At 45.9% G+C, this 13912-nt stretch carries 12 protein-coding genes; all 12 read left to right on the top strand.

Annotated elements, in window-relative coordinates:
• The first annotated feature begins 21 nt into the window (after window positions 1-21).
• From L6H98_RS11695 to L6H98_RS11640, 12 genes are read left to right on the top strand one after another with little or no spacing between them, the layout of a single operon-like run.
• Window positions 22-984, top strand: a complete 963-nt coding sequence (locus L6H98_RS11695) for a UDP-glucuronic acid decarboxylase family protein (RefSeq protein ID WP_236415235.1) — start codon at window positions 22-24, stop codon at window positions 982-984.
• Window positions 985-988: 4 nt separating this feature from the next.
• On the top strand, window positions 989-2182 hold the full coding sequence (locus L6H98_RS11690) for a glycosyltransferase family 4 protein (RefSeq protein WP_236415234.1): 1194 nt from the start codon (window positions 989-991) through the stop codon (window positions 2180-2182).
• A gap of 8 nt (window positions 2183-2190) precedes the next feature.
• The gene (locus tag L6H98_RS11685; protein ID WP_236415233.1) at window positions 2191-3477 is read left to right on the top strand and encodes a hypothetical protein; all 1287 of its coding nucleotides are present in this window, start codon (window positions 2191-2193) and stop codon (window positions 3475-3477) included.
• Between the two features lie 56 nt (window positions 3478-3533).
• Window positions 3534-4664, top strand: coding sequence for a glycosyltransferase (locus L6H98_RS11680; RefSeq protein WP_290371444.1), 1131 nt, complete (start codon window positions 3534-3536; stop codon window positions 4662-4664).
• Window positions 4657-5739 carry a glycosyltransferase family 1 protein gene (locus L6H98_RS11675; protein ID WP_236415230.1) on the top strand — a complete coding sequence of 361 codons (1083 nt, stop codon included), beginning with the start codon at window positions 4657-4659 and terminating at the stop codon, window positions 5737-5739. The genes L6H98_RS11680 and L6H98_RS11675 overlap by 8 nt, the downstream gene beginning before the upstream one ends.
• A gap of 37 nt (window positions 5740-5776) precedes the next feature.
• Window positions 5777-6922, top strand: coding sequence for a glycosyltransferase family 4 protein (locus L6H98_RS11670; RefSeq protein WP_236415229.1), 1146 nt, complete (start codon window positions 5777-5779; stop codon window positions 6920-6922).
• A 32-nt stretch (window positions 6923-6954) separates the two neighbouring features.
• Window positions 6955-7851, top strand: coding sequence for a glycosyltransferase (locus tag L6H98_RS11665; RefSeq protein ID WP_290371441.1), 897 nt, complete (start codon window positions 6955-6957; stop codon window positions 7849-7851).
• Window positions 7851-9236 carry an oligosaccharide flippase family protein gene (locus tag L6H98_RS11660; RefSeq protein WP_236415224.1) on the top strand — a complete coding sequence of 462 codons (1386 nt, stop codon included), beginning with the start codon at window positions 7851-7853 and terminating at the stop codon, window positions 9234-9236. Before L6H98_RS11665 ends, L6H98_RS11660 begins: the two co-directional genes overlap by 1 nt.
• Entirely contained in the window at window positions 9202-10191 is a 990-nt protein-coding gene (locus tag L6H98_RS11655; RefSeq protein WP_236415223.1) for a polysaccharide pyruvyl transferase family protein, read from the top strand. Before L6H98_RS11660 ends, L6H98_RS11655 begins: the two co-directional genes overlap by 35 nt.
• A 36-nt stretch (window positions 10192-10227) precedes the next feature.
• Window positions 10228-11619: a sugar phosphate nucleotidyltransferase gene (locus tag L6H98_RS11650; protein ID WP_236415221.1), complete on the top strand. Its 1392-nt coding sequence runs from the start codon at window positions 10228-10230 to the stop codon at window positions 11617-11619.
• Entirely contained in the window at window positions 11616-12947 is a 1332-nt protein-coding gene (locus L6H98_RS11645) for a UDP-glucose/GDP-mannose dehydrogenase family protein (RefSeq protein WP_236415220.1), read from the top strand. Before L6H98_RS11650 ends, L6H98_RS11645 begins: the two co-directional genes overlap by 4 nt.
• Window positions 12948-12986: 39 nt before the next feature.
• The gene (locus tag L6H98_RS11640; RefSeq protein WP_236415218.1) at window positions 12987-13904 is read left to right on the top strand and encodes an LCP family protein; all 918 of its coding nucleotides are present in this window, start codon (window positions 12987-12989) and stop codon (window positions 13902-13904) included.
• The last annotated feature ends 8 nt before the right edge of the window (window positions 13905-13912 follow it).

The following is a 13912-nucleotide window of genomic DNA, read 5'->3' as shown; positions in this document are numbered from 1 at the left end:
TTATAATGGAGCGTGATCGGATTGAAACATATCGTTGTGACGGGCGCAGCCGGGTTCTTGGGTTCACATCTCGTCAAATCTCTGGTTGGGCAAGGCCATCGTGTTACCGGATTGGATAATCTGTCCACCGGCGTTATATCCAATTTACAAGAGGTGGCGGAAAGCCCCCTCTTTTCTTTTGTCGAAGCGGATGTTACCGTTCCTGCGTCGTTGAGTTTTCTAGACGATGAGCCTCTGGATGAAATCTACCATCTTGCATCACCAGCTTCGCCCAAATTTTATCAAGCCGATTCTTTGGGTACAATTTGGGTCAACACACAAGGGACGTATCATATGCTGGAGCTTGCTCGCCTCAAAGGAGCACGGTTCCTCTACTCCAGCACAAGTGAAGCTTATGGTGATCCGGAAGTGCATCCGCAGCCTGAAAGCTATCGTGGTTACGTGAACACATGGGGACCACGAGCTTGTTACGATGAGTCCAAACGTTTAGGTGAAGTGCTCTGTTACGAATATTATACGAAGCATCAGGTAGCCGTGAGGGTAGCTCGCATTTTTAATACGTATTCTGCGGGGTTGCGCAACGACGATGGTCGGGTAATTTCGAATTTTGTGACCCAAGCGCTGACTGGTCGAGATATTACCGTATATGGGGATGGTTCGCAGACCCGGTCATTCTGCTATGTGGACGATAACATCCAGGGATTGCAAAAATTGATGGCATCGGATCAGGCAGAAGGGGAAATTGTAAACATCGGTAACCCATCCGAATACAGCGTGCTTGAAGTGGCTCACCTCGTTAAGCGGCTTACACAGTCGGAGAGCCATATCGTATATATGCCTTTGCCTCAGGATGATCCCAAAGTCAGAAGACCGGTCATTGACAAAGCCAAAAAATTGCTGGATTGGGAGCCGAAAATCGGTCTGGAAGAGGGGCTCGGTCGCATGATCGAACATTATCGTTCCATGCTGCTGGGGACGACCTGATCCTATGGCCAAAGTATTAATTGCCCACAGCCTCTATCCGCCGAACATCATTGGGGGGGCTGAGGTGTCCACCCAAATCCTGGCACAGACGTTGCGTCGTCGATATGAAGTTCAAGTCGTGACCGTTGGCCGGCATAACGACAGAAAGGTCCAACTCGACCGTGTGAATGGAATCGATGTATTCCGTTTGCCTTATAACAATCAGTACTGGGTTGGAGATATCGAGAGGCAATCATCGGTGGCAAGTAAAGTCATGTGGCGCATTCAGGATATATTCAACCTGAGGCAATATCGGCACATTAAAGAGATTCTTGTCCGCGAAAGGCCCGATCTGGTCCATACGCAAAATCTACCAGGTATTAGCTTGGCGATCTGGAGAGCTGCCCGTGAGCTGAATATTCCGGTTGTACATACGCTTCGGGATTACTCTTTGATCGAACCGATTGGTATATCGGTTTATTCCAAGATCTATAGAGTCTTTTCACGAAAATCCAGTCAAACGATCTCGTCCGTCATTGGCATTTCCGGCCATATTCTTGGGACTCACACCGGACTTGGATTTTTCGAGGGCTCCAGCAAACATGTCGTGCACAACATTGTAGAAAATGATGCAGATGCGGCAGAGCTATACGAACAGAAAAAAGTGAACGTAAATGGCCCGCTCCATATCGGGTATTTTGGCCAACTTACCGAAGTGAAGGGCGTTCAGTATCTGATTGAGGCATTCAAGGAGCTTGGGCCAGATATTGCAGGTCAACTGCATATTTTTGGCGAAGGTCCTCTGCTTTCTTCGTTACAACAATCCGCAGCCTCGGATAATCGCATCAAATTTGAAGGGAAAATTGCCAAAACGGAGATTGCCAGACAGATGGCAGCGATGGACCTTGTCATTGTCCCTTCGATTTGGGGGGAGCCATTTGGAAGAGTGGTCATTGAATCCTATCAAGTAGGGACACCGGTGTATGCATCGCGTGTCGGAGGAATGGTGGAAATTTTGCTGGATGCGGACGATTTTTCGTTTGATCGCCAAAGCTCAGAGGCGATCAAGCAGTCCATTTTGCGGTATTTTCATTTGAGTGAGGAGCAGAAAGAAAAAATAAAAGAACGTTGCTATAACCACAGCCAGACCTTCAATGAATCTTATCTTCTCTCAAACCATGTGAATATTTACGATAAGCTGATCAGACATGGGGGTTAAACATATAGATGGCATCTATAGAGATGGGAAGACCCGTATACGGGATATCTTTGGTTGAACCTAAGCATTCGCTGTTGAAGCTTTCGATCCATGCTTTGTTAGTATACTTGGCATGTTATGGACTAATTTCTATATATGTCGACAATATCATTGTTCGTTCTCTCAAAGATGTGGGAATGTCCTTGTTGGCCATTTATGCTTTAAGCAAAGTGTATCACGAGCAAAGAACATTTATTGTACCCTTTCTATTTTTGCTAGGATCTATATTTTTCTTAGGTTCATTGAATTTGTTGCTTGGAGGAAGTTTCGTTGCGCTGATTTATGGATTCAAGATTACCTTTTTGCCGATGATGATGGTATTCATTGGCATGTTAATCGCTAAATTCAATGCTGTGGAGTTGTTCGCTAGAACAAATTTGTTCATCCTGGTCCTTCTCATTATAGGCTGGCTTATTCAATATTCGCTTGGAATAGAGAAGCTGATCTCGCTTGGATTCGTCTATGGCGTAAATATAAAAAATTATTTTGAGGGAGTACCGCGTCTACCCTCGATCACCTATTCACCAGACGGATATGCTTATGCCTTGTTGATTTCAGGACTAATTGCCGAGAAAGTCCGTTTGGCAAGAAACTATCGAATAATTCGCCTATCGATTCAGCTGCTTACGATTAGTTTTTTGTTTATGTCTACCATTCGTTCTGCGTTGGTCTTATGGGGAGTGTATCAGATTGTCATGTTCCTCCTCCATATGCGTCAGTACAACAAACGCAACTTGTTGTTGTTGTCCAGCGTGTTTTTCCTGCTTCCGGCGGCAACTGTGCTTGGGGTACAAGTTTTGAACAATTATAACTTATTGTCAGTTACGTCCATGCTGGACCGTTTTCAGAACTGGGGATATGGTTTAACCTCGCCCTTCACGATGCACGGGATGATTGGGAACGGCATTGGCGCCGTGGGAGCTGCCAGTCGCCGAATGAATATGATTGGTCTACAATCCAGAGATTATGCCGTGGATAGCCAATTCTTCTCTTTTTATGAGCAAATAGGATTGATTGGGGTCATGTATATATCAATCTTATTTTTGTGGATAATGCACAGTCTCATAAAGCGAATGAAGCAGCTGCCTGTGACTGATCGCCTGAAGTTACCGCAAACCGCGATCGGACTTGTTGTAGGTGTAGCAGCAGCAAGTGTTACAACGAATGTACTTGAGATGTTTCCTTCAAACGTCTTTCTTTGGTTATTTGTAGGTGCAGCCTTGTACCAGCATCGGAAAACAGAGGAAATACCATAAAGAATGGGTGAGCAAAGTTGAAGATTTTGCATATCGGCGAATATGTTGTTGGTGGAGTGGCGACATACATGAACGAAGTTGTCGCTTATCAACGAAATTATTTTGATGTTCATTTACTTTTAAGTGACTATAACTCGGCTTCTGATTTCGATTTAGAACCCGAACGCATTTGTCGGTATACCTATAAGCGTCATCCTAAATTTTTCTTCTCTGCCATGAAACAGATCTACCAAAACATACAAAGAATTCAACCGGACATTATCCATGTCCACAGTTCGTTTGCAGGCATGCTTGTAAGAGGTTTGTTTTTTATTACTCGGCGCAAAGCTAGCGTGATTTACTGCTCACACGGCTGGTCCTTTCTAATGGACACCAAGCAGTGGCTTAAAAAAGTTTATTTCATGATCGAGAAGATCCTCGAGTTCAAAACCGACTGTATCATTAATGTCTCGAAACGTGAATTGGAACAGTCCATTCGATTTGGGATGTCCCCTTTCAAATCTAAATTAGTCTACAGCGGAATTAGCGAGAGACAGAGGAATGTGTCACTCGATCATCGACATTCGGAATATCGGTCATCAGAAGAATCTTCAAGCATTCAGCTTTTATTCGTAGGTCGTTACGATTGGGCCAAAGGGTTGGACATCCTGTTGGATGTATTCCAACAGCATCAGCATTTACAGCAGCGGATTACATTAAGCGTAGTAGGTGAGCCTGTACTAGAAGATGATCATCATTTACATTTTTCGGATAATGTCATTCAAATAGGGTGGGTGAATCACGAGGAAATCGATGAATATTACCAGAAGTGTGATGCGGTTATTATGCCTTCCCGATGGGAGGGATTTGGTTTGACGGCTGTGGAGGCGATGAAGAATAAAAAACCCGTGATCGTCAGCAATCGTGGAGCATTGCCGGAATTGATAACACATGGAATGAATGGTTACGTCTTTGATATAGATCAGTCCGACGAGCTGCCCGATTTGCTGATGCAATTGGACAAAACCACTTTGGCGGAAATGGGAAACAAAGGTTATGAGATTTACAAAGAAAAATTCAGTTCTGTAAGAATGAATGAAGAAATAGTAAACATTTATTATGAAGTATCCAATATGCGGGGTAAAATTCCGGCTCCTACAACGAAGCATGCGAAATTTTCGGAGAGAATGGGAGAAGTGCATGATTAAAATATATATGAATGCCCGATTCTTGACTCAGACCGTTACAGGGGTACAAAGGTATGCCATAGAGCTCGTGAAAGAAATTGATAGGTTGATTGACCAAGGCGCTATTGACTCAAAGCAATATCAATTTCATCTTTTGTCACCTAACAACGTAATAACGAAACTGGAACTTAAACATATCAGTCATAGAGTTGTCGGTAAATTGAAAGGTCACCTGTGGGAACAGTTCGAACTTCCTTTCTATTCAAGAGGGGGAATGCTGATCAATATGTGTAATACGGGGCCTGCTTTCAAAAAAAACCAAATCGTCACCATTCATGATGCTGCCGTATTTAGCTCCCCGGAAGGTTTTTCCTTTGCCTTTCGTAATTGGTACAAATTTTTGTTGGCACGTTTGGGGAAGTCCTCAAAGAAAATAATTACGGTATCTCATTTCTCCAAAAAAGAATTGATCCTCAATTGCAAAATAGAGGAGGAGAAGATTGCAGTGACTTATTTGGGGATTGATCACATCCATCGTATACAGGCGGCACATGGAATTATAGAGAAATATCAATTACACAGTCCGTATATTTTAGCGGTGTGCGCAATGAATCCCAATAAAAATTTTAAAATGATTTTTGATGTAGTGCCTGAACTTGAAGGCCATGATTTAAAGGTTGTTATTGTAGGGTCTAAAAATAGCAGAGTGTTCGGAGAGCAAGATACGCCTCATTTCGATTCCGTACATTGGCTGGGGTATGTATCCGATGAAGAATTACTTGCTTTATACGAGCATGCTGCCGGTTTTATTTTCCCTTCGCTGTACGAAGGCTTTGGTTTGCCCCCGCTCGAAGCAATGGCGCTCGGATGTCCCGTCGTTGTATCTTCCCGCGCTTCCATTCCTGAGATATGCGGCGATGCTGGATTATATTTTAATCCCCTTGATCCTAAGGAGGCTGCCGCACGTTTGATCGAGGTTACATCAAACTCGGAACTAGGTCAAAAATTGTCCGATAAGGGCAGGGAGCATTCGGCGTTCTTTACTTGGAACAAATGCGCCAAAGATACCGTCAACATTATCATGAATGCGGTATGAGCAGGTTGGCTGCGTTCTTTCGAGGGAGATGACGAATATGAACAAAGTATTTGTAGCGATTGATTTTCCTCCTGAAAAAGGCGGAATTCACGATTATGCTTACGGGCTTATTTCACAGATGCCTGCGGAAGAGACCACGGTTCTGACCAATAAAATAAAGGATTCGGCACAATCAAGCCAGTTTGACCAAAGTGAAGGATTCGAGATTATCCGCAAGCGCATTTTCTGGAATTCGAATAAGGTGCTCTTGCTTATATCCCAGCTGATCTTATTGATACAGTTAATCCTGCTAAGATGGCGCAAAAAAACGAATGAAATTCATTTCATTAATGTGTTTCCGGTAGGAATTGCTGGTCCAATTATGAAAACCTGTTTTGGTGTAAAGTATTTCACTTACGTTCATGGTCTGGACGTTATGGGAATGCGCGGCAGCAGGTTTTTTCCTCTGTTGATGACTATATTGCGGCGTTCCGACAAGGTTATTGCCAACAGTCAATATACACGCTCTAGACTTGTGGAGCTAGGCATCAGAGAAGAACAGATTGTGATTATTCCGCCAGGCTTGAATATTGGGAAGCTGAAGGGAGCCGTTGGCCACGAGGTAAACGTCAGGAGTAAGTATGGTCTGCAGGATAACAAGGTCATGATTACCGTTTCCAGATTGGTTGAACGTAAAGGTCACGACATTACGCTTCGTGCCGTTCGTCAAGTCGTGAAGCGAATTCCGGATCTGAAGTACGTTATCTGTGGGGAAGGACCTTACCGTAGTGAACTGGAACGTTTGGTCCAGCAATACGAACTGGAGGATGTTGTTGTTTTTACAGGGGGGATCCCTGACCATGAGCTTCATCAGTTGTACCAATGTTCCGATCTGTTCATCATGCCCAGTCGTGATATTAAGGAAAAGGGTGACGTTGAGGGGTTTGGCATTGTGTTTCTGGAGGCTAACTATTACCGGTTGCCGGTCATTGGCGGCAATAGCGGAGGGATTCCGGACGCTGTCAGGGACTCTGTTACCGGTTATCTGGTTGATCCTTTGAATGAAAAGGAAATTGCGGATCGAATCGAACAATTGGTGATGGATGAAAATCTTGCAAGGACGCTTGGGGATAACGGATATGATTGGGTTATCAATCATTGCCTCTGGTCGCATCGAGGCCAGCTGCTAAGGCAATTGGCTTAAACGCAAAATATTGCAAATTTCGGGGTGAGGACATGAGGGCGTCAGTAGCCATATGTACGCATAACAGAGGGAATGACACCATGCAGGCTGTGGATAGTGTCTTGAGAGGAGACACGGAACAGAGTGAATTTGAAATTTTGGTCATAGATAATCGTTCTACAGATAACACCAAGGAATTGTTTGATTCCATGCAATTTCCTTCGAATGTAAGATATATTTTCGAACCCCAATTAGGATTGTCTTATGCAAGGAACAGGGCAATTGAAGAAGCGAAAGGTGAATTTATCCTGTTTTTGGACGATGATGCTCTTGCTTTTCCATCCTGGATCGATGAAGTCCTAAAAATATTCGATAAGGATCCCGCGATCGGTTGCGTTGGCGGAAAGATCATCCCTCTTTGGGAAGGGGGCAAGCCGGACTGGATACCGGACGATATCGTGAGTTTGTATACGGTTATGGATTTTTCAGATCATGTAGTAGAGATGCAGGCTCCACATATCCCGTTTGGCGCGAACGTATCGTTCCGGAAAAACATATTCGAGAAGATCCAGCCGTTTCGAGTGGATTTGGGACGCGTAGGAACTAACTTGATGTCAAGTGAAGAGAGCGAACTGATTAGCCGCGTCCGATTAGAGCACAAAATTTATTACAGTCCGTTTGCGGTCGTAGAACATAAAATTTCTAAAAGTCGATTGAACAAACGCTGGCTGTTAAGACGGATGTATTGGCAGGGAATCAGTGACGCAACGCGGTACAGAAAAAGTGCGTGGGGAATCTTCAAACATGTGATAAGAATTGCACAGGCACTGGTGCTTATGTTGCTTTCGGTGAACAATGTAAAAAAAGTAACTAGCCAAATGGTCAAAATTTCTTATCGCAATGGCACGATCGTGGGTTCATTTCGGAAAAGCAAAGGGATGAACGCCTGATGAGCCTAGTCGCTGCAAAGTCCCCAAGATCGAACAGCATGCTCCAAACGATTCTCATGACCAGTTTTGCGAACATTGCCATTATGGCTGTAACGACGCTTACTTCCATCCTGACCGCTCGCATGTTCGGAGCTGCGGGGAAGGGGGAACTGGCCGCCGTGCTGTTCTGGCCGGCGTTTTTGTCTGGTATTGCGGCATTCGGGCTGCCGACATCGTTGATTTATAACGTGAAGAAGAACCAAAATCAGCTCTCAACCTATATTGGCATGAGTTTTGCAGTTCAGCTGCCGATCAGTCTGATCATCGGTATCGTCAGCTGGATCGGAGTCTCTTCATGGTTAACCGGATATTCGGATTCGGTAGTCTCTTTAGCGAAATGGTATACGGTTCTTATGGTTCCTGTTCTGCTTTTAACAGGTGTCATGGCCGCAGCCGCCCAAGGCACGGAACGATTCCATGTATACAATTTGTCGAGGCTGCTCGTTCCTTTGATCAATCTTCTGGGGCTGGTAGCCCTGTGGATCGCAGGAACGCTGACCGTAGAGCGGGCCATTATTGTCAGTCTGGCATCTTCGTTTCTTGTACTTGCGGTCTACATGTATATGATGAGAAGCCAAATCCTCGACTCGGCTGGCCAATTCATGCACCGATTCAAGGCTTGCGTGCACTTGTTCAGTTACGGCATTCGGGTGTATGGCGTTGAATTGCTAGGTACGCTCTATACCCAATTCGACAAGATCATCATTGTAGCATTGCTTACTCCACGCGATTTTGGCCTGTATTCCGTCGTGTATGCTCTTTCGAGAATGTTTAATGTCGTACAAAATGCGATAACCAACGTGATCTTTCCGAAAGTGGCAGGCATGGAAAAAGAACGGGTATTGCTGCTGGTCGGCAGAGCTTTTCGAATCAGCATGGTGCTGATGACGATTATAGTATTGCCAAGCATGTTTATTGGTCGTTTTTTTATTGGTCTCCTGTTTGGGCCGGAATTTTTGCAGGCCAGCGGCGTCTTCTACTTGCTTTCACTTGAATGCATCGTAGGTGGAGGTTCATGGATTTTGGCCTCGGCGTTTAATGCGCTTGGGAGGCCAGGGGTCATCGTGCTGAGACAGGTTATTGCGCTATCCGTGACGATTGCGCTATTTTTTGTGCTTACGCCCACGTTTGGCTTGCTCGGGATTGCAATTGCCTTGCTCGTCGGCTCATTTGTTCGTATCCTGATGTCCCTGATATCGATCTCCATTCTGTTCAAGCTGCCCTTGCATAGCATGATCTATGATTCCAAGGATATCCCGTTCTTGAAACAAACCTTCAGAGAGAAAAATCCATTCAAAGGAGCTCGGAAAGATGCCAAACGTGCAACGGACTCATCCCATGGATGAGCTGAAACAACGGCTTTCACAGCTTTTGGAGGCGATCCCTCCAAAATCAAAGATCTTTTATTTGGACTATCCGGTCTATAGCAATGGCGGGGACCTGCTAATTATGAAGGGGGCGTTGGCTTTTTTTAAAAGCAATGACATCCAAGTCACAGATTCGTATAGCGTACACGATTTTCACGAAGATGTCAGGATCCCCGAAGACCATATCATTGTGATGAGCGGAGGAGGGAATTTCGGCGATTTATATGATTCGCACCAAAGACTCAGGGAACTTGTAGTCCAAAAGTATCCAAGAAATAAAATCGTCATATTGCCCCAAACGATTTTCTACAAGGATGTAGCCAACCTGCAAAAGACCGCAGAACTATTCAATCGGCACAGTAATCTGTATGTATATACTCGGGATGAATCTTCTTATAAGCTGGCGACCACATATTTCACCCGCGCTCACGTAGGGCTTCTTCCGGATATGGCGCATCAATTATGGAAGATTCAGACCCCGGTCACCGCGAAAAAGGCGAAACTGAACTTCTTGAGAACCGATATTGAAACCAACGCAGAACAGTCGGATATCGTTGTCCAAGGCGACACTGTAGATTGGGCATCATTGTATAACAGATACGAGAAAAAGATGATATTTTTGATGGCGAACGCTCTCCGTAAGCGAAAAGCAAGAAAGCTAATGCAGTTTGCTTGGAACGTGTACAGTGACTACCTGGTACGCAAGGCTGTTCGGCTCTTCGCCCAATACGAAATGATTCATACCTCCCGGTTGCATGGACATATTTTGTCCTGTCTGATGGCAAAGCCAAATATCTTGATAGATAATTCGTATGGAAAGAATTCAGGCTACTACCAGCTATGGACACATGAGGTGAACACGGCGAATATGGCCGGCTCCGCCAAAGGCAATATGTCCTTGGATCATGGATACAAAGAAACCGTCACGGTTTAAAAAAAGGGATAAAATAAGGAGTGAAGTGACTACGTTATGAGAATCGTACTTCTTTCCGGCGGGTCCGGCAAACGGTTATGGCCGTTGTCCAATGACACACGCTCCAAACAATTTCTGAAAGTGCTGGAAGGCCCCAATGGGCAGGCCGAATCGATGGTTCAGCGTGTATGGAGACAGCTGCAGCATACCGGGTTAAGCGAATCGGCCACTATTGCAACAAGCAAACCTCAGGTTGAGATTTTGCGCAGCCAATTGGGAGAGGAAGTGGACCTCGTTGTAGAACCGGAGCGCAGAGACACCTTCCCGGCTATTGCATTGGCAGCTGTGTATCTGTATTCGGTCAAGGGTGTCAGCCTGAATGAGACTGTGGCTGTACTTCCGGTAGACCCCTATGTGGAAGAGACCTTTTTTCATAAAGTGACCGAACTTGAGTCCATACTAAACCAATCCGAAGCGGAACTGGCTTTGATCGGCGTCAAACCGACATATCCTTCCGAAAAGTACGGGTATATCATTCCCGGCCCCAAAGAAGTGGAGAATGAGCATGCTCCATATACGAAAGTATTGCGTTTCCAGGAGAAACCCCGCGAAGCCGAAGCGGCAGAGATGATTCAACAATCTGCGCTTTGGAATTGCGGGGTTTTTGCATTCAACCTGAATTACCTGATCAATCTCCTGATTTCGCTTGAACTACCCATCCAGTACGAGGAAATGCTCAAGCAATATGACAGGCTGGAAAAAATCAGCTTTGATTACCAGGTTGTCGAGAAATCCGGTCACATTGTGGTCACCCCATACGATGGGTACTGGAAGGACCTCGGCACATGGAACACACTGACGGACGAAATGAGCACCAATATTGTTGGGCCGGGCGTCATGACCGGAAATTCGATCAACACTCATCTCATCAATGAATTGAATATCCCCGTATGCGTTCTTGGCGTATCCAATCTCATTGTGGCAACGAGCCCGGATGGCATTCTTGTCAGCGAGAAAGAGGCCAGCCCCCAGGTCAAAGAGGTATTGAAAGACCGCAATGACCGGCCCATGTACGAGGAGCGCCGCTGGGGATGTTACCGCGTGCTGGACTATACGCGAAATGCGGACGGCGATGAGGTGCTGACGAAACGCATCGTGATCGGTGCCGGCAAAAATTTGTCCTATCAGTATCATTTGAAACGGAATGAAGTGTGGACAGTTGTGTCGGGTCAGGGAGAATTCATACTTGACGGCGACCTGATGAAAATTTCCCAGGGGGACAATATCGTCATCCCGTTAGGGTGCATGCATAGCGTAAAAGCTGTAACCGAACTTGAAATCATTGAAGTGCAGATGGGCAGCGAATTGGTGGAAGAAGACATTGTCCGCATCGAGACGGAATGGGCTGAAATTATCCAAAATTGCGTGAACTGGGGGAGAAGAAGATGAACATAGCGGTGATTGGAACGGGATATGTCGGTCTTGTGTCAGGAGTATGCTTTTCGGAAATCGGCAACAAGGTCATCTGCGTGGACAACAATCAAGCCAAGGTTGATATGCTCAATGACGGCGGCGTGCCGATCTACGAGCCAGGTCTTCAAGAACTGATGCAATCCAACATGAAAGCAGGCCGATTATCTTTTACGTCGGATATTGCCGAAGCCATGGACCAATCCGATATCATTTTTATTGCGGTAGGCACGCCTCCCCTGCCAAATGGAGAAGCCAATCTGAGTTTTGTTGAGCAGGTGGCGCTGGAAATCGGAACCCACATGAAAAATTATAAAATCGTGGTGACCAAAAGCACCGTCCCCGTCGGCACGAATGATCGCGTGAAAGACTTGATCAGCAGCATCAGCGGTCAACCTTTTGACGTGGCTTCGGTACCTGAGTTTTTGCGGGAGGGGTCGGCCGTAAAGGATACGCTGCATCCGGATCGCATCGTGATCGGAACGGACAGCGATCGGGTCATCAAAACGCTCAAAAAGCTTCATCGTCCGTTAACGGACAATATCATCATCACGGACATCCGCTCTGCCGAAATGATCAAATACGCATCCAATGCTTTCCTGGCAACCAAAATTTCGTTCATTAATGAAATTTCGAATATTTGCGAAAAAGTAGGCGCTGACGTCACTCGCGTGGCCGAAGGCATGGGGTATGACAAACGGATCGGATCCGCCTTCCTGAAGGCGGGAATCGGCTATGGTGGTTCATGCTTTCCCAAAGATACCCAAGCCCTGATCCAGATTGCGGACATGGTTGATTACGATTTCCGCTTGTTGAAGTCCGTCGTGCAAGTTAACCAGGACCAACGCTTTCAAGTCATTCGCAAACTGGAAGAGGCTGCCGGGTCGCTCCAAGGTAAAACGATTGGCATTTGGGGACTTGCATTCAAACCGGACACGGACGATGTGCGGGAGGCGCCGGCAATCGATATCATCAACTATCTTCATGATGCCGGGGCAGTCATCAAAGTGTATGATCCGATCGCGATGCCTAACTTCCGCAAAGAAGTCGATATTGCTTCGATTCAGTGGTGCGAAGATGCTTTGCAGGCAGCGAGGGATACGGATGCGTTGTGCGTGTTGACCGAATGGAAGGAATTTTCCAAAGTTGATTTGCAGGACCTGGTCCATGTGATGAAAGAACCCATTATGATTGATGGACGCAATCTGTATGGCCCGGAACAAATTCTGGCATCAGACCTGCAATATTATTCGGTTGGCCGTCCGGGGCTGGTCCGCATTCAAGGAAAAACAGCGGCAATCATTTAACGAGTTCATCCACAATCGAGTATGAGCGAGGGCAAACTTATGAAAAAGTGGCTAAAAATCACCATATGGACGTTTTCCCTATTGATTCTGGGCACGGCGGGGTATGGCATCTACCTGTATCAATCCGTTAAGTCCACCGCTGAGCAAATCTATGAACCGCGCAATCCGGTCAAGCCGGTATCCATTACAGATCAAGGTGGAGACCTTCCGGTAGATCTAAACAGCAAGGAGCCGTTCAACGCGCTGATTCTTGGGGTAGATGAGAGACCCAATGATTCGGGACGATCCGATACAATCATTGTATTAAGCGTCAACCCGGCCAAACACAAGGCGCTTTTGTTCAATATTCCGAGAGACACCAGAACGGAGATTGTCGGACATGGCACAGAGGACAAAATCAATCATGCGTATGCGTTCGGTGGAGTGGACATGTCGATTCGAACCATCGAACAATTTTTGGGCATTCCGATCCATTATTACATGAAAGTGGATATGGAAGGGTTTGCTCGGATTATCGACCTGGTGGGTGGGGTCGACGTGAATAATCCATTTGCTTTCGATTATGACGGGATGCGCTATGAGAAGGGGAATATCCATTTGGACGGTTCGGCTGCCCTCGGTTACTCAAGAATGCGTTATGATGATCCAAAAGGAGACCTTGGGCGCAATGAAAGGCAGCGCGAAGTGTTGAAAAGCGTGTTTCAAAATTCGCTGCAGGTTTCAAGCGTCATGAATTTGCATTCGGTGCTCGAAGAGTTGGGAACCCATGTCAGAACCGACCTGACATTTGATGAAATGAAAGAGCTTTTGTTCGAATATCGCAGTGATTTGGGAACGATCGACACGGTTGAAATTCAAGGCAAGGGCGAAAAAATAGACGGCATTTATTACTATATCGTGGACCAGGCCGAACGGGACCGGATTCGTGGAATTCTTGAGGAATACGCAGAAAAATAACGTGCAGA

This window comes from Paenibacillus sp. JJ-223 (assembly GCF_927798175.1).
Classification (GTDB): Bacteria; Bacillota; Bacilli; order Paenibacillales; family Paenibacillaceae; genus Paenibacillus; species Paenibacillus hubeiensis.
The sequence above is the reverse complement of the archived record's forward strand: the minus strand, read 5'-3'. Positions and strand labels throughout refer to the sequence as shown.

What these genes read in the sequence shown, in the direction of transcription:
- L6H98_RS11690 (WP_236415234.1), top strand. Translation starts at nt 989, where the DNA reads ATGGCCAAAGTATTAATTGCCCACAGCCTCTATCCGCCGAACATCATT.
- L6H98_RS11685 (WP_236415233.1), top strand. Translation starts at nt 2,191, where the DNA reads ATGGCATCTATAGAGATGGGAAGACCCGTATACGGGATATCTTTGGTT.
- L6H98_RS11675 (WP_236415230.1), top strand. Translation starts at nt 4,657, where the DNA reads ATGATTAAAATATATATGAATGCCCGATTCTTGACTCAGACCGTTACA.
- L6H98_RS11670 (WP_236415229.1), top strand. Translation starts at nt 5,777, where the DNA reads ATGAACAAAGTATTTGTAGCGATTGATTTTCCTCCTGAAAAAGGCGGA.
- L6H98_RS11665 (WP_290371441.1), top strand. Translation starts at nt 6,955, where the DNA reads ATGAGGGCGTCAGTAGCCATATGTACGCATAACAGAGGGAATGACACC.
- L6H98_RS11660 (WP_236415224.1), top strand. Translation starts at nt 7,851, where the DNA reads ATGAGCCTAGTCGCTGCAAAGTCCCCAAGATCGAACAGCATGCTCCAA.
- L6H98_RS11655 (WP_236415223.1), top strand. Translation starts at nt 9,202, where the DNA reads ATGCCAAACGTGCAACGGACTCATCCCATGGATGAGCTGAAACAACGG.
- L6H98_RS11650 (WP_236415221.1), top strand. Translation starts at nt 10,228, where the DNA reads ATGAGAATCGTACTTCTTTCCGGCGGGTCCGGCAAACGGTTATGGCCG.
- L6H98_RS11645 (WP_236415220.1), top strand. Translation starts at nt 11,616, where the DNA reads ATGAACATAGCGGTGATTGGAACGGGATATGTCGGTCTTGTGTCAGGA.
- L6H98_RS11640 (WP_236415218.1), top strand. Translation starts at nt 12,987, where the DNA reads ATGAAAAAGTGGCTAAAAATCACCATATGGACGTTTTCCCTATTGATT.